Origin of the sequence: Pseudomonas sp. BMS12 (assembly GCF_001592875.1) — a bacterium.
Lineage (GTDB): Bacteria > Pseudomonadota > Gammaproteobacteria > Pseudomonadales > Pseudomonadaceae > Aquipseudomonas.
This window is the reverse complement of the sequence record NZ_LSOF01000024.1, coordinates 40,491-67,479: the sequence shown is the minus strand read 5'-3', so window position 1 is coordinate 67,479 and position 26,989 is coordinate 40,491. Positions and strand designations below refer to the sequence as shown.

At 65.3% G+C, this 26,989-nt stretch carries 27 protein-coding genes; 17 read left to right on the top strand and 10 right to left on the bottom strand.

Going from position 1 to position 26,989, the window contains the following annotated elements:
- The first annotated feature begins 9 nt into the window (after nucleotides 1-9).
- The 5 genes from AYB31_RS19705 (at nucleotide 10) to AYB31_RS19685 (ending at nucleotide 6,789) form a co-directional block, all read left to right on the top strand.
- Nucleotides 10-3,702, top strand: coding sequence for a PAS domain S-box protein (locus AYB31_RS19705; RefSeq protein WP_068830723.1), 3,693 nt, complete (start codon nucleotides 10-12; stop codon nucleotides 3,700-3,702).
- Nucleotides 3,699-4,688 (top strand): HD domain-containing phosphohydrolase, encoded by a 990-nt coding sequence (locus tag AYB31_RS19700; RefSeq protein WP_068830722.1) that lies wholly within the window; start codon nucleotides 3,699-3,701, stop codon nucleotides 4,686-4,688. The genes AYB31_RS19705 and AYB31_RS19700 overlap by 4 nt, the downstream gene beginning before the upstream one ends.
- Nucleotides 4,689-4,758: 70 nt before the next feature.
- Nucleotides 4,759-5,238, top strand: a complete 480-nt coding sequence (locus tag AYB31_RS19695) for a hypothetical protein (protein ID WP_068830721.1) — start codon at nucleotides 4,759-4,761, stop codon at nucleotides 5,236-5,238.
- 183 nt (nucleotides 5,239-5,421) lie between these two features.
- Nucleotides 5,422-6,195, top strand: coding sequence for a dienelactone hydrolase family protein (locus AYB31_RS19690; protein WP_068830720.1), 774 nt, complete (start codon nucleotides 5,422-5,424; stop codon nucleotides 6,193-6,195).
- A 123-nt stretch (nucleotides 6,196-6,318) separates the two neighbouring features.
- On the top strand, nucleotides 6,319-6,789 hold the full coding sequence (locus AYB31_RS19685; RefSeq protein WP_068830719.1) for a rhodanese-like domain-containing protein: 471 nt from the start codon (nucleotides 6,319-6,321) through the stop codon (nucleotides 6,787-6,789).
- Here the strand turns inward: AYB31_RS19685 and AYB31_RS19680 are convergent.
- Both AYB31_RS19680 and fliK read right to left on the bottom strand, forming a co-directional pair.
- A complete protein-coding gene (locus AYB31_RS19680) occupies nucleotides 6,740-7,075 on the bottom strand; it encodes an EscU/YscU/HrcU family type III secretion system export apparatus switch protein (RefSeq protein WP_068830718.1) in 336 nt (111 codons plus the stop codon). The two genes, AYB31_RS19685 and AYB31_RS19680, sit on opposite strands and share 50 nt — an antisense overlap.
- A complete protein-coding gene (gene fliK, locus AYB31_RS19675) occupies nucleotides 7,072-8,619 on the bottom strand; it encodes a flagellar hook-length control protein FliK (protein WP_068830717.1) in 1,548 nt (515 codons plus the stop codon). Before fliK ends, AYB31_RS19680 begins: the two co-directional genes overlap by 4 nt.
- A gap of 149 nt (nucleotides 8,620-8,768) precedes the next feature.
- On the opposite strand from fliK, the gene ccmA reads away from it, so the two are divergent.
- Genes ccmA through AYB31_RS19625 form a run of 10 tightly spaced genes read left to right on the top strand, consistent with a single transcriptional unit; the run spans nucleotide 8,769 to nucleotide 15,976 of the window.
- Nucleotides 8,769-9,401: a cytochrome c biogenesis heme-transporting ATPase CcmA gene (gene ccmA, locus AYB31_RS19670; protein WP_068830716.1), complete on the top strand. Its 633-nt coding sequence runs from the start codon at nucleotides 8,769-8,771 to the stop codon at nucleotides 9,399-9,401.
- On the top strand, nucleotides 9,398-10,069 hold the full coding sequence (ccmB, locus tag AYB31_RS19665; protein WP_068830715.1) for a heme exporter protein CcmB: 672 nt from the start codon (nucleotides 9,398-9,400) through the stop codon (nucleotides 10,067-10,069). Before ccmA ends, ccmB begins: the two co-directional genes overlap by 4 nt.
- Before the next feature lie 16 nt (nucleotides 10,070-10,085).
- A complete protein-coding gene (locus tag AYB31_RS19660) occupies nucleotides 10,086-10,841 on the top strand; it encodes a heme ABC transporter permease (protein WP_068830714.1) in 756 nt (251 codons plus the stop codon).
- Complete coding sequence (gene ccmD / locus AYB31_RS19655) at nucleotides 10,838-11,014, top strand: heme exporter protein CcmD (RefSeq protein WP_068830713.1); 177 nt, start codon at nucleotides 10,838-10,840, stop codon at nucleotides 11,012-11,014. Before AYB31_RS19660 ends, ccmD begins: the two co-directional genes overlap by 4 nt.
- Nucleotides 11,011-11,457 (top strand): cytochrome c maturation protein CcmE, encoded by a 447-nt coding sequence (gene ccmE, locus AYB31_RS19650; RefSeq protein ID WP_068830712.1) that lies wholly within the window; start codon nucleotides 11,011-11,013, stop codon nucleotides 11,455-11,457. Before ccmD ends, ccmE begins: the two co-directional genes overlap by 4 nt.
- Nucleotides 11,458-11,474: 17 nt before the next feature.
- Nucleotides 11,475-13,448 (top strand): heme lyase CcmF/NrfE family subunit, encoded by a 1,974-nt coding sequence (locus AYB31_RS19645; protein WP_162493018.1) that lies wholly within the window; start codon nucleotides 11,475-11,477, stop codon nucleotides 13,446-13,448.
- The gene (locus tag AYB31_RS19640; protein ID WP_068830710.1) at nucleotides 13,445-13,978 is read left to right on the top strand and encodes a DsbE family thiol:disulfide interchange protein; all 534 of its coding nucleotides are present in this window, start codon (nucleotides 13,445-13,447) and stop codon (nucleotides 13,976-13,978) included. Before AYB31_RS19645 ends, AYB31_RS19640 begins: the two co-directional genes overlap by 4 nt.
- Nucleotides 13,975-14,460: a cytochrome c-type biogenesis protein gene (locus AYB31_RS19635; protein ID WP_068830709.1), complete on the top strand. Its 486-nt coding sequence runs from the start codon at nucleotides 13,975-13,977 to the stop codon at nucleotides 14,458-14,460. Before AYB31_RS19640 ends, AYB31_RS19635 begins: the two co-directional genes overlap by 4 nt.
- Entirely contained in the window at nucleotides 14,460-15,662 is a 1,203-nt protein-coding gene (gene ccmI / locus AYB31_RS19630; protein ID WP_068830708.1) for a c-type cytochrome biogenesis protein CcmI, read from the top strand. The genes AYB31_RS19635 and ccmI overlap by 1 nt, the downstream gene beginning before the upstream one ends.
- Nucleotides 15,659-15,976, top strand: a complete 318-nt coding sequence (locus tag AYB31_RS19625) for a hypothetical protein (RefSeq protein WP_068830707.1) — start codon at nucleotides 15,659-15,661, stop codon at nucleotides 15,974-15,976. Before ccmI ends, AYB31_RS19625 begins: the two co-directional genes overlap by 4 nt.
- On the opposite strand, the gene AYB31_RS19620 is transcribed toward AYB31_RS19625, so the two are convergent.
- Both AYB31_RS19620 and AYB31_RS19615 read right to left on the bottom strand, forming a co-directional pair.
- Complete coding sequence (locus AYB31_RS19620) at nucleotides 15,964-16,587, bottom strand: HD domain-containing protein (RefSeq protein ID WP_068830706.1); 624 nt, start codon at nucleotides 16,585-16,587, stop codon at nucleotides 15,964-15,966. The genes AYB31_RS19625 and AYB31_RS19620 overlap by 13 nt on opposite strands.
- Nucleotides 16,580-17,419, bottom strand: coding sequence for an ion transporter (locus AYB31_RS19615; protein WP_068830705.1), 840 nt, complete (start codon nucleotides 17,417-17,419; stop codon nucleotides 16,580-16,582). Before AYB31_RS19615 ends, AYB31_RS19620 begins: the two co-directional genes overlap by 8 nt.
- A 350-nt stretch (nucleotides 17,420-17,769) precedes the next feature.
- On the opposite strand from AYB31_RS19615, the gene AYB31_RS19610 reads away from it, so the two are divergent.
- Nucleotides 17,770-18,858 carry a GGDEF domain-containing protein gene (locus tag AYB31_RS19610; RefSeq protein ID WP_068830704.1) on the top strand — a complete coding sequence of 363 codons (1,089 nt, stop codon included), beginning with the start codon at nucleotides 17,770-17,772 and terminating at the stop codon, nucleotides 18,856-18,858.
- Nucleotides 18,859-18,943: 85 nt separating this feature from the next.
- Here the strand turns inward: AYB31_RS19610 and AYB31_RS19605 are convergent, their stop codons facing one another.
- The 6 genes from AYB31_RS19605 to gcl all read right to left on the bottom strand — a co-directional run bounded on the left by AYB31_RS19605 (nucleotide 18,944) and on the right by gcl (nucleotide 26,300).
- Nucleotides 18,944-19,846 carry an urea transporter gene (locus tag AYB31_RS19605; protein ID WP_068830703.1) on the bottom strand — a complete coding sequence of 301 codons (903 nt, stop codon included), beginning with the start codon at nucleotides 19,844-19,846 and terminating at the stop codon, nucleotides 18,944-18,946.
- 4 nt (nucleotides 19,847-19,850) lie between these two features.
- Entirely contained in the window at nucleotides 19,851-21,266 is a 1,416-nt protein-coding gene (pyk, locus tag AYB31_RS19600) for a pyruvate kinase (protein WP_068830776.1), read from the bottom strand.
- Nucleotides 21,266-22,537, bottom strand: coding sequence for a glycerate kinase type-2 family protein (locus AYB31_RS19595; RefSeq protein ID WP_068830702.1), 1,272 nt, complete (start codon nucleotides 22,535-22,537; stop codon nucleotides 21,266-21,268). Before AYB31_RS19595 ends, pyk begins: the two co-directional genes overlap by 1 nt.
- 182 nt (nucleotides 22,538-22,719) lie before the next feature.
- The gene (locus tag AYB31_RS19590) at nucleotides 22,720-23,610 is read right to left on the bottom strand and encodes a 2-hydroxy-3-oxopropionate reductase (RefSeq protein ID WP_068830701.1); all 891 of its coding nucleotides are present in this window, start codon (nucleotides 23,608-23,610) and stop codon (nucleotides 22,720-22,722) included.
- Between the two features lie 15 nt (nucleotides 23,611-23,625).
- Entirely contained in the window at nucleotides 23,626-24,408 is a 783-nt protein-coding gene (gene hyi, locus AYB31_RS19585; protein WP_068830700.1) for a hydroxypyruvate isomerase, read from the bottom strand.
- A 116-nt stretch (nucleotides 24,409-24,524) separates the two neighbouring features.
- Complete coding sequence (gcl, locus tag AYB31_RS19580; RefSeq protein ID WP_068830699.1) at nucleotides 24,525-26,300, bottom strand: glyoxylate carboligase; 1,776 nt, start codon at nucleotides 26,298-26,300, stop codon at nucleotides 24,525-24,527.
- A 249-nt stretch (nucleotides 26,301-26,549) separates the two neighbouring features.
- Here gcl and AYB31_RS19575 point away from each other — a divergent pair, with 249 nt between their 5' ends.
- Nucleotides 26,550-26,984 (top strand): GlcG/HbpS family heme-binding protein, encoded by a 435-nt coding sequence (locus AYB31_RS19575; RefSeq protein ID WP_068830698.1) that lies wholly within the window; start codon nucleotides 26,550-26,552, stop codon nucleotides 26,982-26,984.
- The last annotated feature ends 5 nt before the right edge of the window (nucleotides 26,985-26,989 follow it).

Genomic DNA, 26,989 nt, shown 5'->3' with positions numbered 1-26,989 from the left:
GCCATTCGCATGTCGTACCTGACCAGTCTCTTTCTCCTCGATGCCGACCCCAGCCTGTTGCTGTTCGGCAGCTACAACCCCTGGCTGGTGCTGCTGTCGCTGGCTATTGCCATGTTCACCTCGGGAATGGCCCTGCAGGTGGCTGGCATGGCGCGGCTCAGCCGCAATTCGGTGCACCGGCAAACGGCACTGTTGACCGGCTCGCTGGCTCTGGGTGGCGGTGTCTGGGCAATGCACTTCATCGGCATGCTGGCCTTCCAGTTGTGCACGCCGGTGGATTACGCGCCGGGGCTGACCCTGCTGTCGCTGCTGCCGAGCCTGGGCGCTTCCTGGGTGGCGCTGCAGTTGCTGGCGCGCCGTCAGATCACTCGCTGGCAATTGATCGGCAGCGGCGTGCTGGTCGGGGCTGGCATTGGTGCCATGCATTACAGCGGCATGGCGGCGATGCGTATGGCGCCTCTGCTGCGCTATGACCCCTGGATTTTTGCCCTGTCGATTCTGGTGGCGGTGGGGCTGGCGATTCTCGCGCTATGGGTGCGCTTCGGTCTGCGCGGACGCCTGTCGGCAGGCAAGGCGATCATGGCCAGCGGCGTGGTCATGGGCCTGGCCATCAGTGGCATGCACTACACCGGCATGGCTGCTGCGCGTTTCGTCGGTACGGCTGACGCGGCGGGCGAGACCGCCACGCAGAGTACCTTTCTGGCGCTGGCAGTGGCGCTGATCACCGTCTCGCTGACCATTTTCGTCGCAGGCATCAACGGTCTGCTGCGCTACCGCCAGTTGTTCCATCAGGTGCGCAGTGACGAGGTGCGCCTGCGCGCCATCCTGGAAACGGCGGTGGATGGCATCGTCATCATCAATGAGCGCGGCATTATAGAAGGGCTCAACGCTGCGGCCGAACGGCTTTACGGTTATTCCCGCAGCGAGTTGGTCGGGCGCAATATCGACCTGACCGTCCCTGAGAGTTATCGCCAGGGGCGGACAGGCTATATGGCCAACCTGCTGCGCCAGGGTGAGAGCGACATCATCGGCGGCAGTCGCGAGGTGGAAGCACTGCGCAAGGATGGCACCCTGGTGCCGGTGCGCCTGGCCATCGGCCTGGCGCGTTTGCCCGAACGCACGCTGTATGTCGGCTTCATCACCGACATCAGCGAGCGCAAGGCGATGGAGCAGGCCCTGCATGAGCGCGAGCAGCAGTACCGCTCGTTGATCGGCAATATCCCCGGCGTGGCCTTTCGCTGTTTGCTGGACGACGACTGGACCATGCTGTTCATCAGCGACGCGGTGGAGAAGCTCACCGGCTGGAGCGCCGAGGACTACATGGCCCGGCGCAAGTCGATCAGCGAGCTGTATCACCCCGAGGACTTCCAGCGCGTTGCCGATCTGGTGCTGGCCGCTATCGCGCGCCAGGAAAGCTACACCGTGGAATACCGCCTGTACGATCGCCAGGGCGTCGAGCACTGGATCTGGGAGAGTGGCAGCGCGGTGCTCGACGAACAGGGCCGACCCAAGTGGATCGACGGCGTACTGCTGGATGTCACCGAGAGCAAGCTGCGCAATGCCGAGTTCGAGGGCACGGTGACGGCCATCAACCGTGCGCTGGCGGTCGCCGAGTTCGATCTGCAGGGCCAATTGATCACCGCCAACCAGAACTTCCTCGACCTGATGGGATACCAACTGGAGGAGGTTCAGGGTAAGCACCATGGCCACTTCTGTACCCCGGAATATGTCGACAGTCCGGCCTACAGGGCGCTATGGGCGGGGCTCGCGCGCGGCGAACTGGAAAGCGGCGAGTACCTGCGCCTGGCCAAGGGTGGGCGCGAAGTATGGATCCAGGCCTCCTACAACCCGATCTTCGATGCCGACGGCAAGCCGTTCAAGGTGATCAAGTTCGCCACCGACCTCAGCCAGCGCCGCGAGATGGAAGAGGCCCTGCGCGACGCCAAGGAGCGTGCCGAGCAGGCCGCGGCTGCCAAGACCACCTTCCTGGCCAACATGAGCCACGAGATTCGCACGCCGATGAACGCCATCATCGGCTTTACCGAACTGCTGCTGGGTACCCAGCTGGATAACCTGCAGCGCCGCCACCTGGGCACCGTGCGCCAGGCCGCACGTTCGCTGCTGGGCCTGCTCAACGACATCCTCGACACCGCCAAGCTGGAGCGCGGCGCGGTGGAACTGGAAAACCTGGACTTTTCCCTGCCCGAGCTGTGCCAGCAGATCTGCGATTCCTTCGGCCTGAGCGCCGAGGCCAAGGGTCTGACCCTGAGCCTGGACTACCAGGCCAGCCTGAGCGCGCATTTCAGGGGGGACCCGCTGCGTATCCAGCAGGTGTTGAGCAACCTGGTCGGCAACGCGGTGAAATTCACCGAGCGCGGCTGGGTGCGCCTGGAGGTGCAGGGCATTGCCGGTGGCGTGCGCTTCGCCGTGCGCGACAGCGGCATCGGCATCGCCGCGGATCGCCTGCAGCACATCTTCGATCCCTTCGCTCAGGCCGATGCCTCCATGAGCCGGCGCTTCGGCGGTACCGGCCTGGGCACCACCATCGCTCGCCAGCTGACCGAGCTGATGGGCGGGCAGATCCGCGTGGAAAGTCGGCTGGGCGAGGGCAGTCTGTTCCTCGTCGAGCTGCCGCTGGCCGCGGGTCAGGCGCCGCACAGCAAACCGCTGGCTGCCGATCTGAAACTACCGCCACTGCGCATCCTGGCGGCGGATGATGTGCCGCAGAACCTCGAACTGCTGAGCCTAAGCCTTGGTCAGCTGGGGCATCAGGTCACCACCGCACGCGATGGCGAAGAGGCTCTGGCGGCCTTCCTTGGCGGCCACTTCGACCTGCTGCTGCTGGATGTGCAGATGCCACGTATGGATGGCCTCGAAGCGACCCGGCGCATCCGCATCCACGAGCAGGTCAATGGCCTGGCGCCGGTGCCGATCATCGCCCTGACCGCCAGCGTGCTGGAGGAGGATCGTCGTGCGGCGCGCCAGGCCGGTATGGACGGTTTTGCCTCCAAACCGCTGGAGCTGGACAAGCTGCTCGGCGAAATGGCGGCGGTTATCGGCTTGGCCCCGGTGCCGCAGGAACAATCGGCCACTAAGGCCGCAGAGCTTGCCGATCAGCCCATCGACTGGCTGCGCGGTATCCAGCTGTGGGGCAGCCAGGAGGCCATGGCCATCGCCATTCGCCGCTTCCTCGATGAGCATGCTGGCAGCTGCGCCGCTATCGAGCGCCTGCTGCAGGCCGGTGAACAGACGCAGGCCATCGAATGGGTGCACCGTCTGCGCGGTGCTGCGGCCAACCTGGCGCTGCTGCGTGCCAGCCGCTTGGCCGGACAGCTGGAGCACGCGCTCAAGGGCGCCGTGCCGGCCTCGGTAGATGAGCTGCTGGCGGCATTGGCTGCCGCTCTGGCCGAGTTGCCGAGTGAGCTGCCGGAACCCGTCGCTGTGGAGACTGGCGCGAATGCCGATACATTGAGCGAGGCGCAGCTGCTGGCATTGATCGAGCAGGCGCGCAGCGCGCTGCGCCACGGCGAACTGGCCGAACAGGCCCTGCAGCAGCTGATCGCCGCGTTGCCGGGCCTGGCCCAGCAGGCGCGTGCGCAGGCCCTGGATGGGGCCATCAACGATTTCGACTTCGAGCGCGCCGATGCGCTGCTGGCCGAGCTGCTCGGTTGGCTGGAACAGCAGGACGGAGACCGACCATGAACGATGCCCGCCCCAAGTTGCTGCTGGTGGACGATGAGCCCACCAACCTGCAGGTGCTACGGCAGATCCTGCAGGACGACTACCGCCTGCTGTTTGCCAAGGACGGCACCAAGGCCCTGGAGCTGGCATTGCAGGAGCAGCCGGCACTGATCCTGCTGGACGTGATGATGCCGGGCATGACCGGCCACGAAGCGTGCGCCCGGCTCAAGGCGGAGCCAGCCACGGCAGGCATTCCGGTGATCTTCGTCACCGCCCTGGCCGATGTCGAGGATGAGGCGCGCGGCTTCGAGCTGGGCGCGGTGGACTACATCACCAAGCCGGTCAGCCCAGCCATCGTCCGCGCCAGGGTGCGTACCCACCTGTCGCTGGTAAGGGTCGATGAGTTGCGCCAGACCCGCCTGCAGATCGTCCAGCGTCTCGGCCTGGCGGCGGAGTACAAGGATAACGAAACCGGCCTGCATGTGATCCGCATGAGTCATTACGCCTATCTGCTGGCCAAGGCCGCCGGTTTCGATGAGGTGGCGGCCGATGACCTGCTCAATGCCGCGCCCATGCACGACGTGGGCAAGATCGGTATTCCCGATGCCATCCTGCAGAAGAACGGCAAGCTGGACGAGGCGGAGTGGCAGGTGATGCGCCAGCACGCACAGATCGGTGCCGACATCATCGGCGAGCATCCCTCCGGCCTGTTGCAGATGGCGCGCACCGTCGCTCTCAGCCACCACGAGAAATGGGACGGCAGCGGCTACCCCAACGGTTTGGCTGGCGAGGAGATACCACTGGTAGGGCGCATCGTCGCCATCGCCGATGTGTTCGATGCGCTGACCAGCGTGCGTCCCTACAAGCCGGCCTGGCCTGTGGCCGAAGCCGTCGACCTCCTGCGCCGGGAAAGCGGCCGGCACTTCGATCCGGAGCTGGTCGAACTGTTTCTCAGCCAGCTGCCCGCTGTACTCGAAGTCAAGGAACGCTGGGCCGAGGCCGAGTAATTCTGCGCCGCTCGCTGGGCCTGGCTGTCGGCCGTTGGCACAATGGCCGCCTTGTCTATGGAGGCGCTGCATGAGTCTGCCAACCTGGGAACTGTTGTCCTATATCGTCACGGTGGTGGCGCTGCCGTTCGCCATCGGCGTGTTCCTGTTCGAGCAGCGCAAGGAGCGGGCGAACGAGGAAGAGGCCATCTGGCAGCAGATTTCCGACGCCTACATCGACTTCCTCGAAGTGGTGCTGGCCAACCCCGACCTGCGCCTGCGTAGCCAGGCCGCCACACCGGACCTCAGCGACGAGCAGCGCGAACGCATGTGGGTGATCTTCGACATGCTGATTTCGCTGTTCGAGCGCGCCTATCTGCTGGCCTACACCGACGGCATGGACGCCAGGCAACAGCGCCGCTGGCATTCCTGGGAGGACTACATGCGCGAGTGGAGTCGCCGCGAGGACTTCCGCGAGCGCCTGCCGCACCTGCTACGCGGTGAGGACCCGGACTTCGCTGCCTATATCCGCCGCCTGGCGGACGAAGAAGCCATCACCGCGCAGGACTGATTGGCCGATCGCTAAAAACCACCAGCATTGTTGGCCTGGTATGCGCGCGTGGGGCGCGACATTTCGTAATGTTTGCTGACCACGCACGGCCGCAGCGGACGGTGTCGCGCCAGGAGCCCCGCTGGCATTCGTCGGCAGCCTGCTAGGCTTGCCCGGATTGTCTTTCGATCGAGGAGTCGCGACATGAGCAAGCCCCTTCTCCCGCTGCTGTTCGCCGGCTTGGCCAGCCTTGCCGAGGCCGGTGTGGTGGTCAAGGCGGTGCCCTACGAGATCGATGGCGAGGCCTACGAGGGACTGCTGATCTATGACGACAAGGTCAGTGGGCCGCGCCCCGGCCTGCTGATGGTGCCCAACTGGCTGGGTGTCAATGAAGCCTCGGCGAAGAAGGCGGCACGCGCTGCTGGCGACCAGTACGTGGTGTTCATGGCCGACCTGTACGGCAAGGCCATACGCCCGAGCAATCCGGATGAAGCCAAGGTCGCGGCCAATTTCCTGCGTAGCGACCGGGCGTTGATGCGTCTGCGCACCCAGGCTGCACTGGCGGTGCTCAAGCGTCAGCCAGAGATAGACCCTGAGCAGTTGGCCGCCATCGGTTTCTGCTTCGGTGGCGGGGCCATTCTCGAACTGGCCCGAGACGGAGCTCCGCTCAAGGCGTTCGTTTCCTTCCATGGCAACCTGGACACTCCCCACCCCGAGGACGCACGACAGATCAAGGCGCCGGTACTGGTACTGCATGGTGCCGAGGACCCTGCGGTGCCCCAGGCCCAGGTGGACGGTTTCATCGCCGAGATGAAGGCAGCCAAGGTGGACTGGCAATTGGTCAGCTATGGCGGTGCGGTGCATTCCTTTACCAACCCGCTGGCCAATGTGCCGGGGCGCAACGAGTACCACCCGGTGGTGGCGGCGCGGGCATTCAAGGCGATGAATGACCTGCTCGACGAGGTTTTCGCGCCCTGAGCGATCCGGCTTAAGCGCTGCGGTTATTAGCTCATCGGCGTCAGACCCCATTGGTTCCTAGCCCACCCGGACTGGCTGCCTATGCTCAAAGCATGAGCGAGGCACTTCCCTGGGAGGTCCACGATGCGCGTCGGTCTGTTTTTGCTGCTGTTCATGGTTCTGCCCTCGGTCGAGGCCCGCGAGGCTCCGTTGCAGGTCGAGGGCGCCGTTACCATCAATGCGCTACAGGCGCGTCAGTTGTATGAGCACGGGGTGCTGTTCATCGATGTGCGGGCGCCACGCGAATGGCGCTGGGGGCATGTGCATGGTGCTCTGCACATGGAGCTGGGCGGACGCTTCGCCGATCTCCAGGAAGCCAGCTGGCCGCGCAGCATGCCGATGGTGCTGTACTGCGACAGCGAGGTCTGCCCGGAGGGCGCCGAGGCGGCGCGCCGCGCAGTGAGCTGGGGTTATCAGCAGGTCTACTACTTCCGCACCGGCTACTTCGCCTGGCAGTTGCTGGACTTCCCTCTGGGCAAGGGCGAGGAGGGTGAGATGTACGCCTTTATTCTCGGGGCGCAGCCAACAGCGGCGGGCCTGCCTGTTCCGGAGTGACGTCGCGTTCCTCGTCGAAACCCTCCGGGCGCTTGCCCTTGAGATACCAGGCGAACGCGATGATTTCGGCAATGGTGCGGTACAGCGGTTCGGGTATCGCGTCGCCCAGTTCCAGGCGCGCCAGCAGGCGCACCAGTTCGGCATTCTCGTAGATCGGCACTTCGTATTCGCGGGCGATGGCCAGGATGGCCTCGGCCAGTTCGTCGTCGCCCTTGGCGGTCAGATTGGGAGCGCTGGCGCCGTCGTAGGAGAGGGCGATGGCTTGGCGTGGCGGTTTGTGCTTCATGCGGTTTCGTCCACCCAGCGTTGCTCCAGATGCGTCTTCGGCCCCTGCGGTGGCATGCCCTGGCGGCAGCTCAGCTCACCCACTTCGAGGCCGGCGCTGAGCAGGCGTTGGCGCAGGTTGTCCAGCTCGGCATCGACCAGCAGAGCGGTGTCAGCGCGCTCGGCCCACAGCTGGCTGGACAGACTGCCGCGCAGCAGCTGCGCCTGCACCTGCAGCGGGCCCAGCGGGTCCAGGTCGAAGGCCAGTTCGATACGCCAGAGCGTTTCCTTCTGTTCCTGCTTGCCAGCCTGGCCGGAATCCTCACGCTGCAGCTTGATCTGCAGTGGCACCACGTCCTGCTGGTTGCGCATCGGTACTTCCAGCTGCCAGGTGGTCAGCAGGTTGCCTTCGGGCGTGACCTGCGACTGCGCCAGGCTCGACAGCTGGTGGGTCTGCAGGCGCGATACCGCTGCCGCCGCCAGCTTGAGCAGGATTTCCAGATCGGCTTCCTGGTCCATCGACTGCAGCAGTCGCGAGGGCAGGGGGAAGCTCATGGCCTGCTGGCGCAGATTCGGCTGGCCCAGCGCCCCCAGAGCATTGCGCACAAAGGCGGGCAGGGCCTGGGCCAGCGCGCTGCCAGCACTGGCGGCGGGTAACGGAGCGGCGCCGGGCAGGTTGGGCAGCAGCTGGTTGATCAGGCGCAGCAGGTTGGCCTTGAGGTCCTGGGGCAGTTGCTGGGCCTGGCCACCGAGCAATTTGGCTTCGAGGAACACGCCGCTCTGCTGCAGGGCCTTGGCCAGTCCGTCCGGGGTGCTCAGCTGCTTGCTGTCCGGCAGCATGCCGAGCAGCTTGTCGATGCTGGCGCGCAGGTCATCCGGTACATCGGTCTGGCTGGCTAGCCCTTGCAGGCCTTTGAACAGGCCTTCCAGCGAGCCCTGGCGACTCTGCTGGGCGGCCAGTTGCTGGCTCAGCACCAGCTGATCCAGGCGCCCGCTCAAGGGCAGGAAGTTGAGCGCCTGGCTGCCTTGCACCTGGGCCGTGAGCAGGCTGCCGATTGGCAGTGGCAGGGCGGTCTCGATATTCAGTTTGCTCCCCGCCAGCGGTGTGTTGAGCAGGTTGACCACGGCCCGGTAAAGCGCCTGCTGGCCCTTGAGCTGGGCAATCTGCTCACGGGCCTCGACCTTGCCCTGCAGCAGGGTGCCGACTGGGAACTGTTCCAGATCCAGCTTGCTCAGCAGGCGCGTATCGCCACCTTGCAGGGCGACGGCCAAGCGGGTTTCCGAGAGGGCGGTGACGGCTAGTGTGCTGCCTTGGGCCAGCTGGCGTGGGCTGCTGGCCTCCAGCGTGGTCTGCTGGCCGTTGCCGAGGGTCAGCTTGAGCAGCAGCTGGAAGCTCTGGGCGACTGCCTTGGCTTCCAGTACCTCGGCCTTGGCGCTTTCCCCGGCGGCGAGCATGCCCTCCAGCGGCTGTAGCAGTTTTACCGCCAGGTCGGCAGCACTGGCCTGGACAGGACGACTGACGGGCGGCGTCGCGGGGAGCGGGCGGGGGCTGCTGATTTCTGCCATTGGCGGGTTACACCCTGTCGAAAAGCCGGCTTCGGAGGGGGAAGCCCGGCATGTATAATGCCGCCCCGTTCGGGCTGGCTGTACAGTCAACTTGCCCCAGTATAGCGGCCAGCCCCCCTCTGACTTGAACCCCTCCGGGACACCATGCAGTGATCAGTCCACGCCTCCAAGCCGTTGCCCTCGCCTGCGAGCGGGACTGGCGTCTGCTGTTCGAGCATCTGGACCTGGACCTAGCCGGCGGCACCCTGTTGCAGGTCGCCGGGCCCAATGGCAGTGGCAAGACCAGCCTGTTGCGCCTGCTCGCCGGGCTGATGCAGCCGACCGCCGGTGAGGTGCTGCTGAACGGCAAGCCATTGGCGCACCAGCATGGCGAGCTGGGGAGCAGCCTGTTGTGGATTGGCCACGCCGCCGGCATCAAGGGGCTGCTGACCGCCGAGGAGAACCTGGCCTGGCTCTGTGCGCTGCATCAGCCGGCTGATCGCGATGCCATCTGGCGTGCCCTGGAGAAGGTCGGTCTGCGCGGTTTCGAGGATGTGCCTTGCCATACCCTGTCCGCCGGCCAGCAGCGCCGCGTGGCCCTGGCTCGCCTGCATTTGGATGCGCCGCCGCTGTGGATTCTAGACGAGCCTTTCACGGCCCTGGACAAGCAGGGCGTGGCCGAGCTGGAGGCGCACCTGGCCGGGCATTGCGAGCAGGGCGGGCTGGTCGTGCTGACCACTCACCACACGCTCAGCGAAAAGCCGTCCGGCTACATCGAATTGGATCTGGGGCGCCGCGCATGAGCAACGTCTTCTTCCTCCTGCTGAGTCGAGAGGCGCGCTTGCTGTGCCGGCGCCCGGCCGAACTGGCCAACCCGCTGGTGTTCTTCGCCATCGTCATCGCCCTGTTCCCGTTGGCGGTCGGCCCGGAGACCAATCTGTTACAGACCCTTTCTCCCGGTCTGGTCTGGGTGGCGGCGCTGTTGGCCGTGCTGCTCTCGCTGGACGGGCTTTTCCGCAGTGATTTCGAAGATGGCTCGCTGGAGCAGTGGGTCCTTTCGTCGCACCCCCTGCCTCTTCTGGTGCTGGCCAAGGTGCTGGCACACTGGCTGTTTTCCGGCCTGGCGCTGGTCTTGCTGTCGCCCCTGCTAGCGCTGATGCTCGGCCTGCCGGGGCGCTGCCTGCCGGTGCTGCTGCTGTCGCTGCTGCTGGGCACGCCGATCCTGAGCCTGCTCGGTGCGGTCGGCGCGGCGCTGACGGTCGGTCTCAAGCGCGGCGGGCTGCTGCTGGCGCTGCTGATTCTGCCGCTGTACATCCCGGTGCTGATTCTCGGCACCGGAGCGTTACAGGCGGCCCTGCAAGGATTGCCCGCGGCCGGCCACCTGTTGTGGCTGGCCAGCCTGACCGCCTTGGCGGTCACCCTGACACCCTTTGCGATTGGCGCCGGCCTGAAGATCAGCGTCGGCGAGTAAGAGAAGAGTCGAACGGATGAAGTGGACGTGGTTTCACCAATGGGGCTCACCCAAGTGGTTCTATGAGCGCAGCGGCCGCTGGCTGCCCTGGCTGGCCGCCGCCGCCGTCGTGCTGCTGGTTGTCGGCATCGTCTGGGGGCTGGCCTTCGCACCGCCGGAGAAGTACCAGGGCAACAGCTACCGGATCATCTATATCCACGTCCCGGCGGCCTTTCTCGCCCAGTCCTGTTACCTGCTGATGGCGGTGGCCGGCCTGGTCGGCCTGGTGTGGAAGATGAAGCTGGCCGATGTCGCCTTGCAGCAGGCCGCACCCATCGGTGCCTGGTTGTGCTTTATCGCCCTGGTCACCGGCTCCATCTGGGGCAAACCGACCTGGGGTACCTACTGGGTATGGGACGCGCGCCTGACCTCGATGCTGATCCTGCTGTTCCTGTATTTCGGCGTCATCGCCCTGGGCAACGCCATCAGCAACCGCGACAGCGCCGCCAAGGCCTGCGCCGTGCTGGCGCTGGTCGGCGCGGTGAACATCCCGATCATCCAGAAATCGGTGGAGTGGTGGAACACCCTGCACCAGCCGGCCACCTTCAAGGTCACCGGCAAGGCCAGCATGAACGTCGAGATGTGGCTGCCGCTGCTGCTCTGCGTGCTCGGCTTCTACTGCTTCCTCGGTGCCGTACTGCTCTATCGCATGCGTACCGAAGTGCTCAAGCGCGAGGCCCGCAGCAGCTGGGTGCGCGCCGAGGTGGCACGCCTGGTGGAGGGCAGGGCATGAGCTTCGCCTCCTTCAGTGATTTTCTCGCCATGGGTCACCATGGCGCCTACGTGTGGTCGGCCTACGGCATCAGTCTGGCGGTCATGGCCTTGAACGTGGTGCTGCCGATCCTGGCGCGCCGGCGTTATCTGCAAGACGAGGCGCGTCGTCTGCGCCGGGAGAAACAACAGTGAACGCGGTCCGCAAGAAACGTCTGTATATCGTCCTGGCCATTCTGGTCGGGGTTTCCGTGGCCGTCGGCCTGGCCCTGTCGGCACTGCAGGAGAACATCAACCTGTTCTACACCCCGACCCAGATCGCCAACGGCGAGGCGCCGAAAGACACCCGTATCCGTGCTGGCGGCATGGTCGCCAAGGGTTCGGTGAAACGTTCGGGCGACTCGCTGGACGTCGAATTCGTGGTTACCGACTTCGCCAAGAATGTGACCATCCGCTATCGCGGCATTCTGCCGGACCTGTTCCGCGAGGAGCAGGGCATCGTCGCGCTCGGCAAGCTGAATGCCGACGGCGTGCTGATCGCCGATGAGGTACTGGCCAAGCACGACGAGAATTACATGCCTCCGGAAGTGACCAAGGCCCTGAAAGAAAGCGGCAAGCTGCCGGCGAAGGAGGGCTGACCATGGACGCCGCGCTGATGATTCCCGAGCTGGGCCATGTCGCCCTGATTCTCGCCCTGTGCCTGGCGCTGGTGCAGGCGACGCTGCCACTGGTTGGCGCCTGGCTTGGCGACCGCCAGTGGATGGGCCTGGCCCAGCCGGCGGCCTGGGGGCAGTTCGCCATGTTGGCGTTCGCTTTCGCCTGCCTGACCTGGGCCTTCATGACCGACGACTTCAGCGTGGCCTACGTGGCCAACAACTCCAACAGTGCCTTGCCCTGGTACTACAAGTTCAGTGCCGTGTGGGGCGCGCACGAGGGTTCGCTGCTGCTGTGGGCGCTGATTCTCGGCGGCTGGACCTTCGCCGTGGCGATCTTCTCGCGCCAGCTGCCGGAACAGATGCTAGCCCGCGTGCTGGCGGTGATGGGCATGATCAGCGTCGGCTTCCTGTTGTTCCTGATCATCACCTCCAATCCCTTCGAGCGCCTGCTGGCCAACACGCCAGCCAACGGTCGCGACCTCAACCCGCTGCTGCAGGACTTCGGTCTGATCGTGCATCCGCCGATGCTGTACATGGGTTATGTCGGCTTCTCCGTGGCCTTCGCCTTCGCCATTGCCGCCTTGCTTGGCGGCAAGCTGGACGCTGCCTGGGCGCGCTGGTCGCGGCCCTGGACCATGGTCGCCTGGTCCTTCCTCGGCATCGGCATCGCGCTGGGCTCCTGGTGGGCCTACTACGAGCTGGGCTGGGGCGGCTGGTGGTTCTGGGACCCGGTGGAGAACGCCTCTTTCATGCCCTGGCTGGTCGGCACCGCGCTGATCCACTCGCTGGCCGTGACCGAGAAACGCGGAGTGTTCAAGAGCTGGACCGTATTGCTGGCGATTGCCGCGTTTTCCCTGAGCCTGCTCGGTACTTTCCTGGTGCGCTCCGGCGTGCTGACCTCGGTGCATGCCTTCGCCAACGACCCGGCGCGCGGTGTGTTCATCCTGGTGTTCCTGCTGATCGTGGTGGGCGGTTCGTTGACGCTGTTCGCCGTGCGGGCGCCGGTGGTGAAGAGCCAGGTCGGCTTCGCCCTGTGGTCGCGCGAGACCCTGCTGCTGGCCAACAACCTGGTACTGGTGGTGGCCGCCTCGATGATCCTGCTCGGCACCCTCTATCCGCTGGTGCTGGATGCCCTGAGCGGCGCCAAGCTGTCGGTCGGCCCACCGTACTTCAATGCCCTGTTCGTACCACTCATGGGCCTGCTGATGGTGGTGATGGCGGTGGGTGTGCTGGTGCGCTGGAAGGACACCCCGGTGCAGTGGTTGCTGGGCATGCTGACTCCGGTATTGCTGGGTAGCGTGGCGTTGGCGGTGGTTGCCACGCTGATCTTTGGCGACTTCCACTGGAGCGTGCTGGCGGTGTTCCTGCTGGCGGCCTGGGTGCTGCTGGCCGGCGTGCGCGATCTGCTCGACAAGTGCCGCCACAAGGGCCTGCTCAAGGGTGTCAGCGGTCTGTCCAGCAGCTACTGGGGCATGCAGCTGGCGCACCTGGGCATTGCCGTGTGCGCCATCGGCGTGGTGCTGGTCAGCCATGGTAGCGCCGAGCGCGACCTGCGCCTGGCACCGGGTGAGTCGCTGGAGCTGGGGGGCTATGTGTTCGTCTTCGAGGGTGCCAAGCACTTCGAGGGGCCGAACTTCACCTCGGACAAGGGCACCGTGCGCGTGCTGGAGGACGGCGAGGAAGTCGCCGTGCTGCATCCGGAGAAGCGCCTGTACACCGTGCAGCAGATGCCGATGACCGAGGCCGGCATCGATGCCGGCTTCACCCGCGACCTCTACGTGGCGCTGGGCGAGCCGCTGGAAGACGGCGCCTGGGCCGTGCGCGTGCACATCAAGCCGTACGTACGCTGGATCTGGCTGGGCGGCCTGATGATGGGCCTCGGTGGCCTGCTGGCGGCTTTCGACCCGCGTTATCGGGTCAAGGTACGTACCCGCGTGCGTGATGTTCTCGGCCTGAAGGAAGCGACTGCATGAAGCGTCTGATTCTGCTGCTGCCATTGGCGCTGTTTCTTGGCATGGCGGTGTTTCTCTATCGCGGCCTGTTTCTCGACCCCACCGAGCTGCCCTCGGCGCTGATCGACAAGCCGTTGCCGGCATTCAACCTGCCGGACCTGAAGGAACCGCAGCGTCAGCTGACCCAGGCCGACTTCAAGGGCCCGGCGCTGATCAACGTCTGGGCCACCTGGTGCCCGACCTGCAAGGCCGAGCACCAGATGCTCAACAATCTGGCCAAGGCCGGCGTGACCATCTACGGGGTCAACTACAAGGACGATGCCGAGGCCGCGCGCAAGTGGCTCAAGGATTACCTCGATCCCTATCGACTGACCCTGAGTGATGCCCAGGGCAGCCTGGGCCTGGACCTGGGCGTCTACGGCGCGCCCGAGACCTTCCTGGTCGACGCTCAGGGCATCATCCGCCACAAGTACGTGGGGGCGATCGACGAGCGTGTCTGGCGTCAGGAGTTGGCGCCGCGTTACCAGGCGCTGCTGGAGGAGAAGCCGTGAAGCGCCTGCTGATCGCCTGCCTGCTGGGCCTCTCCCTGGTCGGCGTGGCCCGCGCCGCCATCGACACCTACGAGTTCAGGGACGAGGTCGAGCGCGAGCGCTTTCGCAGCCTCACCGAGGAACTGCGTTGCCCCAAGTGCCAGAACCAGAACATCGCCGACTCCAATGCGCCGATCGCCACCGACCTGCGCCGCGAGATCTTCCGCATGCTGGAAGAGGGCCGCAGCGACAAGGAGGTCGTCGATTTTCTGGTCATGCGCTACGGCGATTTCGTGATGTACAAACCGCCGCTGGACAGCCGCACCTGGCTGCTCTGGTACGGCCCCTTCGGCCTGCTCGGCCTGGGTGCCATCGTGCTCTGCGTGCTGGTGCTGCGGCGGCGCAAGGTGGAAAACGCGCCTGCCAACGCCGCGCTGTCCAGCGCTGAAAGCGCGCGCCTGGCCGCGCTGCTGAAAGACAATTCCCGGGATACCCAAGACTGATGATCGAATTTTGGCTCGCCGTCGGCCTGTTGCTGCTGGTCGGCACGGCTTTTCTGCTGGTTCCCGTGCTGCGTGGCCGTCGTGCCCAGGCCGAGGAAGACCGCACCGCCCTCAACGTCGCCCTGTATCAGGAGCGCCTGGCCGAACTGCAGGGCCAGCGCGACGCCGGCACGCTGACTGTCGAACAGTTCGATGCCGGTCAGGCCGAGGCCGCGCGCGAGTTGCTGGCCGATACCGAGGGTGCCGGCAATGGCCGTGGCCAGCGCCTGGGCAAGGCGCTGCCGCTGCTGATCGCCCTGGCCATTCCCGGCCTGGCCTTCGGCCTGTACTGGCACTGGGGCGCCAGCCAGGAGATCGCCGCGCTGGGCGAACGGCCGAGCATGGAGCAGATGACCGCGCGCCTGCAGCAGGCAGTGACGGACAACCCGGACTCCGCCGAGGCCTGGTATTTCCTCGGGCGCATCCAGATGGGCAATGGCCGTCCCGCCGAGGCGGCCAAGGCCTACGAGCAGGCCGCCCGTCTGGCTGACCGGGCGCCGGAGCTGCTCGGTCAGTGGGCCCAGGCGTTGTATTTCGCCAATGACAAGCAGTGGAATGAGCAGATGCAGGCGCTGACCGACGAAGCGCTACAGGCCGACCCCAACGAGACCACCAGTCTGGGCCTGCTCGGCATTGCCGCGTTCGAGGAACAGCGTTTCGGCGATGCCGTGGGGTTCTGGCAGCGCCTGCTGGCGCAGATGCCGGAAGACGATCCGGCGCGCGCGTCCATTCAGATAGGTATCGAGCGGGCCCGCGAGCAGCAACAGGCGGCCGGTGAGCCTGTGCAGAAGCCCGTGGAACTGGTGAACAAGGCAATGGCGGTGATCAAGGTCAGCGTCGACCTGGCCCCCGAGCTCAAGGCCAAGGTCGAGCCGGGCGATGCGGTATTCGTCTTCGCCCGTGCCGCTTCCGGGCCGCCCATGCCGTTGGCGGTCAAGCGCCTGACGGTGGCCGATCTGCCGGCTACCGTGGAGCTAAGCGACAAGGACGCGATGATGGAGCAGCTCAAGCTGTCCAGCTTCGCTCAGGTGCAACTGGCGGCGCGTATCTCGCGCAGCGGTGTGGCGACCCAGGGCGAGTGGATCGGCCGCGGCCAGCCGATTGCCAGTAGCACCCGCGAGCCGCAACACCTGCTGATCGACAGCCCGGAGGTGGCGCAATGATGCGCGCCGCACTGCCGCTGGCGGCGCTGTTGGTGCTCGCCGGTTGCTCCGTACAGCCCCAGATGCCGGGCAAGAGCGAACCGGTACGTCAGCAGAGCCACCCACGCTACGCGCCGCCGCCTGGCGGCAACGCCTACTGGGACCCGAGCCTGGGCGTGTATGTGCTGCAGGGCAGCAGCAAGGTTTACTACCGGGAGCGTGTCTACTACCGCTGGAACCGCGGCTGGAGCTGGTCCAGCTCGGCCCAGGGCCCCTGGCAACCGACCGACAGCAGCGGCGTGCCGGCGGGGCTCGGTCGCACCTACTCCGACTGACTCTCCAGCGCCGCCAGCGCAGCCTGTAGGTTGCGCCTTGCCGGGGCTTCCCACAGCTTGGCCAGCGATGCCTGGTGGTAGAGCGCAGGCATAGCCAGCAACTGCTTCAGCAGCTTGGCCCGGCCTGCACGAAACAGCGCTTCCGGCACCCAGGCGTATTCGGCGCGCACAGCGGCCTCGTACTGGGCATAGTCGTTCGGTTTGCTGGCGAGAATGGCCAGGTCGATATCCACCACCAGCGCCGCATCGTCACCTTCCGGCGCCTGCTGGTGGCAGGTGGCAAGGATCAGCTCGCGCAGGGCGGCCTCGTGCTTGCCCAGTTCCGCGTCATCGAGCCACTGGCAGGCGCGCTGCGCGCTCGCTGCCTCATTGTCCTGGCGGTGGGTGTCGTAGACCAGGTCGTGGGTCCAGAGCGCCAGCTCCACCAGCGCCGGGTTGTCGGCCAGGTGTTGCCAGCGGTCGAAGTGATCCAGGCAGGCCTGAATATGCCGCGTGCTGTGGTAGTGCCGCCCGGGGGTCGCATAGGCGCTTTGCAACTCGGCAAAGCTGCCGGCAGGCGCCTCGCTACCCAGTTGTTGCCAGAGTCCCTGCCAGCGCTGCGGGTCAAGCATCTTCGGGCTCCCGGCGCGAATACAGCGGATTGCCACAGCGGTCGCAGAAGGCGGCATTGGTCTCGTGTTCGCCCTTGTTGCAGCTCGGGCAGGGGCGGCGCAGGCGGCTGTTGTCGCGCATGGCGTTGGCCAGCTCGGCGCCGAAGATGCCGGTGGGCACGGCGATCACCGAGTAGCCGGTGATCATCACCAGCGAGGCCAAGGCCTGGCCCAGCGGGGTTTTCGGCACGACATCGCCAAAACCCACGGTGGTCAGGGTGACGATGGCCCAGTAGATGCCTTTGGGGATGCTGGTGAAGCCGTTCTGCGGTCCTTCGATCACATACATCAGCGCGCCGAACACCGTCACCAGGGTGGCGATGCAGACGAAGAACACGGTGATCTTCTGCTGGCTGCCACGCAGTGCGGTGAGCAGAAAGTTGGCCTGCTTCATGTACGGACTCAGCTTGAGTACGCGGAATACGCGGATCAGGCGCAGGGCACGGACGATCAGCAGGTACTGGGCATCACCGTAGAACAGGCCGATGAAGGCCGGCAGGATGGCCAGCAGGTCGATCAGGCCGAAGAAGCTGAAGGCATAGCGCACCGGTTTGGGTGAGCAGTACAGGCGCACCAGATATTCGGCGGCGAACAGCGCGGTGAAGATCCATTCCAGCGCCACCAGCACAGTGCCGTAATCGCGGTGGATATCGCCGATGCTGTCGAGCATCACGACCACCAGACTGGCCAGGATGCAGACCAGCAGCCAGCGATCGAAACGCTGCCCGGCCGGGGTGTCGGTGTGGAAGATGATGAGGTAGAGGCGCTCGCGCCAGCTCTGGGGTTGATCCATGTGGTCTGTTCCTTGTGCTTGAAGCGGCCCGGGGCGCGGAGTGATGCAAGCCTAGGGAATGCGGCGTGGCCCTGACAAGGGCTCGCAATTGGCGTAGCAGGCGCGAACTGAGCGGTACCAGCCCGCAGGCGAGGGTAAGGCTACGAAGCCAGTTTGCAAACGGGACGCAATGTGCCCGCCGTTGTTGGGTCAGCCTTGCGGGACAGAGGGCAGGCTTACCGTCCTGGTTGATGGGGCGTCTCCCGTGTCTGGCTGGCATTGCAAGCGCATTCAGGGCCCTGAGCTGGTATGGTTCATGCCGGCAACCTTGCCCCCATTTTCACGCCATCTATTGATACTAGGGTTCGTTGATGCGGCCTGAAAACTTCCGATCCGTAAACAGCCAAGAACTGGATTTTGAGCGAATCAAAATTCTCTTCAATAACGTGAAGTTTGGCTATTTGGGCGTGGCCACATCATTGGGCTTGTTGTACTTCGTAGCGCAACGGTATGCCGGCCTTGAGATCGCACTAGCCTGGCTGCTGGCTGTCTGTACAGCCAACATCCCCCGCATCGTAGTGTCCGTTTTATTCGAGTTGCGCATGCGCGCAGGCGCTATCTCCCCGGCGAATATCCGGCCATGGGAACGCTTCATGACGCTGGCTGGAACCGTCGCCTATGTGGGGTTCGCTTCGGTCATCTTCCTGCCCTATGGCAACGAGACGCCCGTTGCCATTGCCCTGTGCGCCTTCGCCTTCATGATCATGGCCGCAGGCGGGGTGTTGGTATTAAGCACATCTCTTGCCCAGATCATCGTGTATCTGACGCTGGTGATGCTGGCCATTATCAGTCGCTTTTTTCTGCTGGATGATGCGTTATTCGCTTTAGTGGCGCTGTTTCTTCTGGTCGGTTACTTGCACTTGCTCAGGTTGCTGGTGGTGCAGAGCAGGATTCTCATAGAAAACATTTCGTTGAAAATTGAAAATCGACAGTTTGCCTTGAAAGATCCGCTGACCAAGTTGGCCAATAGAAGAGCGTTGTATGCCTATCTGGAAAAACTGATTCCCGCAGCTCAGCGCAACGGCGAGCCATTCAGTGTGATCATTTTGGATGTCGATCACTTCAAGCATTACAACGATTCAAAGGGTCATAGTGCGGGGGATGAACTGCTTATCAACCTCGCCGCTGTGCTGCTGGAGTGCTGTCGTGAGGAGGACCTGGTCGTACGTTATGGCGGCGAAGAGTTTCTTCTGGTCTTGCCGCATACCCCCATCGAGGGAGCCAGGGCCATTGCCGAGCGCATCCGGCAAACCGTTAAGGCCAGATTGGTTGCCACTATCAGCGCGGGGCTTGCCGAGTATTGCGAGGGCGTTGAGTTTGAAAGCCTGGTGGGCAGAGCTGATAAGGCGCTCTACGTCGCGAAGAATAACGGGCGCGATCAGTGTGTGGTCCATGAGTGAAAGAGGGGGAGATTTCCTCTTCGGCGGTTCGACTGAGCAGAACGCCGTCAAAGGCCACGTTGACGGAGAAGTGTCCTGAGGACGATTACTTTCGCCCGGTAGATGGCGCACAAGCCTCTGCCGCACTTCGCCAGCTCCTGGTGCCTGCTTCAACCAGCCAGCAGGCGAGGATGAAGGGCATGGTCAGCGGTGCTAGGCCGAGGGCGGCGAAGCCTGGCTGCAGCGCCAGGCTCAGTACGATTCCGGCCAGCGGCGCCCAGGGCTGGCGATGGCTCTGGGCGAGGGCGATGGCGGCCAGTACCGGGCTGTAGCCGTGCAGGCCGGCGAGAGCGGCTAGCGACGGTTGCTGCGCCAGCAAGGCCAGGCCAGCGGGCAGCGCAGCGGCGGCCAGTGCCCAGGCGGCACAACGGTGATTGCACAGGCTCAAACCGATCAGCAGGCACAGGCCTGCCAGCGGATGGTCGAGGAAAATCACCTGGCCCAGGCCACGCAGGGTCGCTTCGGCGAAAGCCGGCCAGAGGCCGCTGGCTAAAGACGGCGCCGGGCCCTCGGCTGCCGGAGCCAGCCCGAGCGATGCTCCCAGCCAGGGCAGGAGCCAGCCGAACAGGACAAAGGGCAGGGTGTAGGCGGGCAGCCACTCGCGCTCGCGCGAAGCGCGCAGCCAGCGTGCCAGCAGCAGGCTAGAGAGCCCGGCGCTGCCGAGGATCAGCAGGGGCAGCAAGGGCGTCCAGGCCAGCTTGAGGCTCAACAGCAGGCCGAGCAGCGCGCCGTTGTAGCCGTACAGTCCGGCGTCTATATCGGCCTGTGAATAACCTCGACGCTGGGCCACCAGGGTGCCGGCGAGGGCGCCGAGCAGGGCATCACCCAGCCGGTCGGGAGCACCAATCAGCAGCGCCAGCAGCACCGCCAGGCCGAAGCCTGGTCGTTGCTGCAGGAAGATCTGCGCGAAGCCGCAGAGCAGGGCGCGGAAGCCGGCAAACGGTGGCATGGCATCATCCGAGCTGCTCGATGCGCAGCATGTTGGTGCTGCCGGGCTGGCCCAGCGGCACGCCGGCGGTGATCACCAGGGTATCGCCCGAACTGGCCATGCCTTGCTCGCGGGCAACTTCCAGGGCGGTACCGGTGACCTGCTCGGCCTCCTGCAGGCGCTCCTTGACCACCGAGTACACGCCCCAGGCCATGCTCAGGCGGCGCGCCACGCGCAGGCTGGGGGTGAGGCTGAGGATCGGCGCCTTGGGCCGCTCGCGCGAGGCGCGCAACGTACTGGCGCCGGATTCGCTGTAGTTGACCAGCGCGGCGACCGGCAGGATGGCGCTGATGCGGCGGATGGCGCAGCTGATCGCATCGCTGACGGTGGCCTCGGCCTGGGGCCGATTGACGTCGAGCTGGGACTGGAAGTCCGGGCCGTTCTCCACCTGGCGGATGATCTTGCTCATCATCTGCACGGTCTCCAGCGGGTAGTCGCCGGAGGCGGTCTCGGCGGAGAGCATTACCGCGTCGGCACCCTCGGCCACGGCGTTGGCCACGTCGGTGACTTCGGCGCGGGTCGGAGCCGGGGAGAAACGCATGGATTCGAGCATCTGCGTGGCCACCACCACCGGACGACCCAGGCGGCGGCAGGTGCGCACGATGTCGCGCTGGATGCGTGGCACGTTCTCTGCCGGCACTTCCACGCCGAGGTCGCCGCGCGCCACCATGATGGCGTCGCACAGACGGGCGATCTCTTCCAGATGCTGCACTGCCGAGGGCTTCTCGATCTTGGCCAGCAGGGCGGCCTTGTCGCCGACCAGGGCGCGGGCCTCGACGATGTCCTCGGGACGCTGGACGAACGACAGCGCCACCCAGTCCACGCCCAGTTCCAGGCCGAAGCTCAGGTCGCGGCGATCCTTGGCGGTCAGCGGCGACAGCTGCAGCACCGCCTCCGGCACGTTGACGCCCTTGCGATCGGACAGCTCGCCGCCGACCAGCACCTCGGTGTCGATGGCATCGGCTGCGCAGGCGATCACCCGCAGGCGCAGGCGGCCGTCGTCGAGCAGCAGGTTCATACCCGGCTCCAGAGCCTCGATGATCTCCGGGTGCGGCAGGTTGACCCGCGCGGTGTCGCCGGGCGTGGGGTCCAGGTCCAGACGCAGGCGCTGGCCGCGTTCGAGCTGCACCTTGCCGTCGGCGAAGCGGCCAACGCGCAGCTTCGGCCCCTGCAGGTCCATCAGCACGCCCAGGGGCGTGCCCATCTGGCGTTCGACTTCGCGGACCCAGCCGTGGCGCATGGCGTGGTCGCTGTGCTCGCCATGGCTGAAGTTGAGGCGGAACAGGTTGACCCCGGATTCGACCAGGGCGCGGATGTCGTCCACGCCCCCAATGGCCGGACCGAGGGTGGCGAGGATCTTCACTTTCTTGTCGGCGTACATCATTCACTGCTCCCGAGGATGAGAATGGCGCGGAAATCGTTGACGTTGGTGCGGGTCGGGCCGGTCATTACCAGCTCGTCGAGGGCGGCGAAGTAGCCGTAGCCGTTGTTGTTGGCCAACTCGGCCTCGGCATCCAGTTGCTGCAGGCCGGCGCGGGCGTAGCTGTAGGGCGTCATGATGGCGCCGGCGTTGTCTTCCGAGCCGTCGATGCCGTCGGTGTCGCCGGCCAGGGCGTAGACGCCGGGCAGGCCGCGCAGGTTGTTGGTCAGGCTGAGCAGGAACTCGGCGTTGCGTCCGCCACGGCCGTTGCCGCGCACGGTGACGGTGGTCTCGCCGCCGGAGAGGATCACGCAGGGCGGCTGAATCGGCTGGCCATGCAGCACCACCTGGCGGGCGATGCCGGCATGCACCTTGGCCACTTCGCGCGATTCGCCTTCCAGGTCACCGAGGATCAGCGGGGTGAAGCCGGCTTCGCGGGCGCGCTTGGCCGCGGCGTCCAGCGACTGCTGCGGCGTGGCAATCAGCTGGAAGTGGCTGCGCGCCAGGCAGGGGTCGCCCGGCTTGACCGTTTCCGAGCGCGGGTCCTGCAACCAGGCGCGCACGTTGGCGGGGATGTCGATGCTGTAACGGGCGAGAATCGCCAGGGCTTCGACTGAAGTGGTTGGGTCGCCCACGGTCGGGCCGGAGGCGATCACCGTGGCTTCGTCGCCGGGCACGTCGGAAATCGCGTAGGTGTACACGCTGGCCGGCCAGCAGGCCTTGGCCAGGCGTCCGCCCTTGATTGCCGAAAGGTGCTTGCGCACGCAGTTCATCTCGCCGATGGTCGCGCCGGACTTGAGCAGCGCCTTGTTGATCGCCTGCTTGTCGGCCAGCGAGATGCCCTCGGCCGGCAGCGCCAGCAGGGACGAGCCGCCACCGGAGAGCAGGAAGATGACGCGGTCGTCTTCGCTGAGGTTGCTGACCAGCTCCAGCACGCGGCGGGCCACGCGTTCGCCGGCATCGTCCGGCACCGGGTGGGCGGCCTCGACCACTTCGATCCTGCTGCACTCGGCGCCGTGTTCGTAGCGGGTCACCACCAGGCCGCTGACCTCGCCCTGCCATTCGCGTTCGATCACTGCGGCCATGGCCGCGGCGGCCTTGCCCGCGCCGATGACCACGACCTTGCCGCTGCGGTCGGCGGGCAGGTAGTCGGCCAGCACCTGGTCGGGGTGGGCGGCGGCGATGGCCGTGGCGAACAAATCGCGTAGCAGGCGTTGCGGATCGAGAGTCATGGCACTGTTCTCTTGTTCTGGTGACGCTGGATCGATTCCAGTCCGCAGGCGCCGCAGCGCAGCGCCTGTGGAGTGGAATCGACCAACCTGGCCCTTGGGCCGTGACTCCGCAGGCCAGGAAGGTCGATAGGGGGTTGGGGAGCGAGCTCCCCATCCTTCAGCCAGAGGCCGAAGGGGTGTTCTTACTCACCGCGGATATTGAAGTTGGCCATGTGCTCCAGGCCCTTGATCAGCGCGGAGTGGTCCCAGTTGCTGCCGCCGATGGCCGCGCAGGTGCTGAACACCTGTTGCGCGTTGGCGGTGTTGGGCAGGTTCAGGCCCAGCTCCTTGGCGCCGGACAGGGCCAGGTTGAGGTCCTTCTGGTGCAGGCTGATGCGGAAGCCCGGATCGAAGGTGCCCTTGATCATGCGCTCGCCGTGCACGTCGAGGATCTTCGAGCCGGCGAAACCACCGGACAGCGCTTCGCGCACCTTGGCCGGGTCGGCGCCGTTCTTGGCGGCGAACAGCAGGGCTTCGGCGACCGCCTGGATGTTCAGGGCGACGATGATCTGGTTGGCCACCTTGGCGGTCTGGCCATCGCCATTGCCGCCGACGCGGGTGATGTTCTTGCCCATGGCCTGGAACAGCGGCAGGGCGCGTTCGAAGGCATTCGGGCAGCCGCCGACCATGATGCTCAGGGTCGCGCCCTTGGCGCCCACTTCACCGCCGGAAACCGGGGCGTCCAGGTAGGCGGCGCCGGTGGCCTTGATCTTCTCGGCGAAGACCTTGGTCGCGGTCGGCGAGATGGAGCTCATGTCGATCACCACCTTGCCAGCGCCAACACCTGCCGCTACGCCATCGGCGCGGAACAGCACGTCTTCGACCTGCGGGGTGTCCGGCACCATGACGATGATGAACTCGGCTTCCTGCGCCACTTCGCGCGGGTTGGCCAGGCCGATGCCGTTGTCGCCGAGCAGCTCGGCCGGGGCTTTTTCGAAGTGCTCGGAGAAGAACAGGGTGTGGCCTGCGTTCTGCAGGTTCTGCGCCATGGGTTTGCCCATGATGCCGGTACCGATAAATCCGATCTTGGCCATGTGAAAGTCCTCTTGTTAGATGGCGTTATGGGTTTTCAGCCAGCCGAGGCCGGCGGCAGTGGTGGTCTTGGGCTTGTATTCGCAGCCGACCCAGCCCTGGTAGCCGATGCGGTCCAGGTGCTCGAACAGGAAGTGGTAGTTGATCTCGCCGGTGCCCGGCTCGTTGCGGCCGGGGTTGTCGGCCAGCTGCACGTGGTTGATCACGGCCAGGTTGCCTTCCACGGTGCGGGCCAGGTCACCTTCCATGATCTGCATATGGTAGATGTCGTACTGCAGGTAGAGGTTGGCGCTGCCCACGGCCTCGCGGATTTCCAGGGCCTGCTGCGTGGTGGTCAGGTAGAAACCCGGGATGTCGCGGGTGTTGATCATCTCCATGACCAGGCGAATGCCGGCGGCCTCGAGCTTGCCAGCGGCGTACTTGAGGTTGTCGATGAAGGTCTGCAGCACGCTGGCGCAGTCATGGCCCTGGGGGCGAATACCGGCCAGGCAGTTGATCTGCTTGTTGCCCAGCACCTGGGCGTAGGCAATTGCCTTGTCGACGCCGGCGCGGAATTCCTCGACGCGGCTCGGATCGCAGGCGATACCGCGCTCGCCCTTCGCCCAATCGCCTGCAGGGAGGTTGAACAGCACCTGCTCGAGCTGGTTGGCGTCCAGCTGGGCCTTGATCTGCTCGGCCGGGTAGTCGTAGGGGAACAGGTATTCGACACCGCTGAAGCCGGCTTCGGCGGCGGCGGCGAAACGGTCCATGAAGTCCACTTCGGTGAACAGCATGGACAGGTTGGCGGCAAAACGGGGCATGTCTTGGCTCCTTGGTTGGCTCCCTCTCCCAGTGGGAGAGGGTTGAGGTGAGGGTGCTTGGTGTTCTTCGGGCAATCCCTCACCCCCGGCCCCTCTCCCGGTGGGAGAGGGGAGTCTTAGTCCAGCAGCGAGATGGCGGTCGGTGCGTCGACGCCACGTGCGGCCAGTTCCTCGAACTCGTTGATGGCGTTGATCTCGGTACCCATGGAGATGTTGGTGACGCGCTCCAGAATCACCTCGACCACCACCGGCACACGATGCTCGGCCATCAGGCGCTTGGCTTCGGCGAAGGCGTTCTGCAGCTCGTTGGGGTCGAACACGCGAATCGCCTTGCAACCCAGGCCCTCGACCACGGCGACGTGGTCGACGCCGTAGCCATTGATCTCCGGTGCGTTGATGTTCTCGAACGCCAGCTGCACGCAGTAATCCATGTCGAAACCGCGCTGCGCCTGGCGAATCAGGCCCAGGTAGGAGTTGTTCACCAGCACGTGGATGTAGGGCAGGTGGAACTGCGCGCCCACGGCCAGCTCTTCGATCATGAACTGGAAGTCGTAATCGCCGGACAGCGCCACCACCTGGCGGTGCGGGTCGGCCTTGACCACACCGAGGGCCGCCGGAATGGTCCAGCCCAGCGGGCCGGCCTGGCCGCAGTTGATCCAGTGGCGCGGCTTGTAGACGTGCAGGAACTGCGCGCCGGCGATCTGCGACAGACCAATGGTGCTGACGTAGCAGGTGTCCTTGCCGAAGGCCTCGTTCATCTCCTCGTACACGCGCTGCGGCTTGGCCGGCACGTTGTCGAAGTGGGTCTTGCGCTGCAGCGTGCGCTTGCGCTCGCGGCAGGACTCGACCCAGGCGCTGCGGTCCTTGAGCTTGCCGGCGGCTTTCCACTCGCGGGCCACTTCGAGGAAGGCGTCCAGGGCGCTGCCGGCGTCGGAAACGATGCCCAGGTCCGGGTTGAACACGCGGCCGATCTGGGTCGGTTCGATGTCGACGTGAATGAACTTGCGACCTTCGGTGTAGACCTCGACCGAGCCGGTATGGCGGTTGGCCCAGCGGTTGCCGATACCGAACACCAGGTCGGAGGCGAGCAGGGTGGCGTTGCCGTAACGGTGCGAGGTCTGCAGGCCGACCATGCCGACCATCAGCTTGTGATCATCCGGAATCGCACCCCAGCCCATCAGGGTCGGCACTACCGGGACGCCGGTCAGCTCGGCGAACTCCACCAACTTGTCCGCCGCGTCGGCGTTGAAGATGCCTCCACCGGCGACCAGCAACGGGCGCTCGGCCTCGTTGAGCATGGCGATGGCTTTCTCCGCCTGTACGCGGTTGGCGGCCGGCTTGGCCAGCGGCAGTGGCTCGTAGGAGTCGATGTCGAATTCGATCTCGGCCATCTGCACGTCGAACGGCAGGTCGATCAGCACCGGGCCGGGACGGCCGCTGCGCATTTCATAGAAGGCTTTCTGGAAGGCACGTGGCACCTGGCCCGGCTCCATGACGGTGGTGGCCCACTTGGTCACCGGGGCGACGATGCTGGTGATATCGACGGCCTGGAAGTCTTCCTTGTGCATGCGCGCACGCGGCGCCTGGCCGGTGATGCAGAGGATCGGGATGGAGTCGGCGCTGGCCGAATAGAGGCCGGTGACCATGTCGGTACCGGCCGGGCCGGAAGTGCCGATGCACACACCGATGTTGCCCGGGTTGGTGCGGGTGTAACCCTCGGCCATGTGCGAGGCGCCTTCCACGTGGCGCGCCAGGACGTGATCGATACCGCCGACTTTTTTCAACGCCGCGTAGAACGGGTTGATCGCGGCGCCGGGGATGCCGAAGGCCGTGTCGACGCCTTCGCGGCGCAGCACCAGTACGGCTGCTTCGATTGCTCTCATTCTGGCCATTTATTGTTCCTCGATAGCATTGGAATTGTATACAAAGTGCCTGCGACGGATTCTATTCACGGCCTTCGTCAGGGGTCAAGGGCTGGGTTGTATACAAGGCAAGTTGTTTTGAAACGGGCGTTTCAAATGATTTTTGCGGGGGCTATGGATAAAGAATTATCCAAACTGTATACATAAATTAGTTTTTATTGTGTGTAATCGGTGGCGCAGCCTTGCGCTGACGTCGCCTCGACATGAGGAGCTTCCACCATGCCCGTACTCAAACTGGAAACCGCGCTGGGTATTTCCAGCCACGCCTTTGCCATCGCCCGCGAGTTGCGCACCGCACCGCTTACCGTTGCGGTGCTGGATGCCGGCGGACACCTGATCAGCCTGCAGCGTGAGGATGGCGCCAGCATGCTTCGCCCGCAGATTGCCATCGGCAAGGCCTGGGGAGCGATTGCGCTGGGCAAGGGCTCGCGCCAGATCGCTGCGGACGCGCAGCAGCGCCCGGCGTTCATTGGCGCTGCCAACAACCTGGCGGGCGGTAACCTGGTGCCAGCCCCGGGTGGGGTCTTGATCCGTGATCAGACGGGCGAGTTGATCGGTGCGATTGGCATCAGTGGCGATGCTTCGGATATCGACGAACAGTGTGCGGTGAGTGCGCTGGAGGCCATGCGCCTGCAGGCCGATCCGGGGGTGTGAGGCAA

Bases quoted from the DNA above. Each gene is read 5' to 3' on its own strand.
- AYB31_RS19705 (WP_068830723.1), top strand. From the start codon at position 10: ATGTCGTACCTGACCAGTCTCTTTCTCCTCGATGCCGACCCCAGCCTG.
- AYB31_RS19700 (WP_068830722.1), top strand. From the start codon at position 3,699: ATGAACGATGCCCGCCCCAAGTTGCTGCTGGTGGACGATGAGCCCACC.
- AYB31_RS19695 (WP_068830721.1), top strand. From the start codon at position 4,759: ATGAGTCTGCCAACCTGGGAACTGTTGTCCTATATCGTCACGGTGGTG.
- AYB31_RS19690 (WP_068830720.1), top strand. From the start codon at position 5,422: ATGAGCAAGCCCCTTCTCCCGCTGCTGTTCGCCGGCTTGGCCAGCCTT.
- AYB31_RS19685 (WP_068830719.1), top strand. From the start codon at position 6,319: ATGCGCGTCGGTCTGTTTTTGCTGCTGTTCATGGTTCTGCCCTCGGTC.
- AYB31_RS19680 (WP_068830718.1), bottom strand. From the start codon at position 7,075: ATGAAGCACAAACCGCCACGCCAAGCCATCGCCCTCTCCTACGACGGC.
- fliK (WP_068830717.1), bottom strand. From the start codon at position 8,619: ATGGCAGAAATCAGCAGCCCCCGCCCGCTCCCCGCGACGCCGCCCGTC.
- ccmB (WP_068830715.1), top strand. From the start codon at position 9,398: ATGAGCAACGTCTTCTTCCTCCTGCTGAGTCGAGAGGCGCGCTTGCTG.
- AYB31_RS19660 (WP_068830714.1), top strand. From the start codon at position 10,086: ATGAAGTGGACGTGGTTTCACCAATGGGGCTCACCCAAGTGGTTCTAT.
- ccmD (WP_068830713.1), top strand. From the start codon at position 10,838: ATGAGCTTCGCCTCCTTCAGTGATTTTCTCGCCATGGGTCACCATGGC.
- AYB31_RS19645 (WP_162493018.1), top strand. From the start codon at position 11,475: ATGATTCCCGAGCTGGGCCATGTCGCCCTGATTCTCGCCCTGTGCCTG.
- AYB31_RS19640 (WP_068830710.1), top strand. From the start codon at position 13,445: ATGAAGCGTCTGATTCTGCTGCTGCCATTGGCGCTGTTTCTTGGCATG.
- ccmI (WP_068830708.1), top strand. From the start codon at position 14,460: ATGATCGAATTTTGGCTCGCCGTCGGCCTGTTGCTGCTGGTCGGCACG.
- AYB31_RS19625 (WP_068830707.1), top strand. From the start codon at position 15,659: ATGATGCGCGCCGCACTGCCGCTGGCGGCGCTGTTGGTGCTCGCCGGT.
- AYB31_RS19620 (WP_068830706.1), bottom strand. From the start codon at position 16,587: ATGCTTGACCCGCAGCGCTGGCAGGGACTCTGGCAACAACTGGGTAGC.
- AYB31_RS19615 (WP_068830705.1), bottom strand. From the start codon at position 17,419: ATGGATCAACCCCAGAGCTGGCGCGAGCGCCTCTACCTCATCATCTTC.
- AYB31_RS19610 (WP_068830704.1), top strand. From the start codon at position 17,770: ATGCGGCCTGAAAACTTCCGATCCGTAAACAGCCAAGAACTGGATTTT.
- AYB31_RS19605 (WP_068830703.1), bottom strand. From the start codon at position 19,846: ATGCCACCGTTTGCCGGCTTCCGCGCCCTGCTCTGCGGCTTCGCGCAG.
- pyk (WP_068830776.1), bottom strand. From the start codon at position 21,266: ATGTACGCCGACAAGAAAGTGAAGATCCTCGCCACCCTCGGTCCGGCC.
- AYB31_RS19595 (WP_068830702.1), bottom strand. From the start codon at position 22,537: ATGACTCTCGATCCGCAACGCCTGCTACGCGATTTGTTCGCCACGGCC.
- AYB31_RS19590 (WP_068830701.1), bottom strand. From the start codon at position 23,610: ATGGCCAAGATCGGATTTATCGGTACCGGCATCATGGGCAAACCCATG.
- hyi (WP_068830700.1), bottom strand. From the start codon at position 24,408: ATGCCCCGTTTTGCCGCCAACCTGTCCATGCTGTTCACCGAAGTGGAC.
- gcl (WP_068830699.1), bottom strand. From the start codon at position 26,300: ATGGCCAGAATGAGAGCAATCGAAGCAGCCGTACTGGTGCTGCGCCGC.
- AYB31_RS19575 (WP_068830698.1), top strand. From the start codon at position 26,550: ATGCCCGTACTCAAACTGGAAACCGCGCTGGGTATTTCCAGCCACGCC.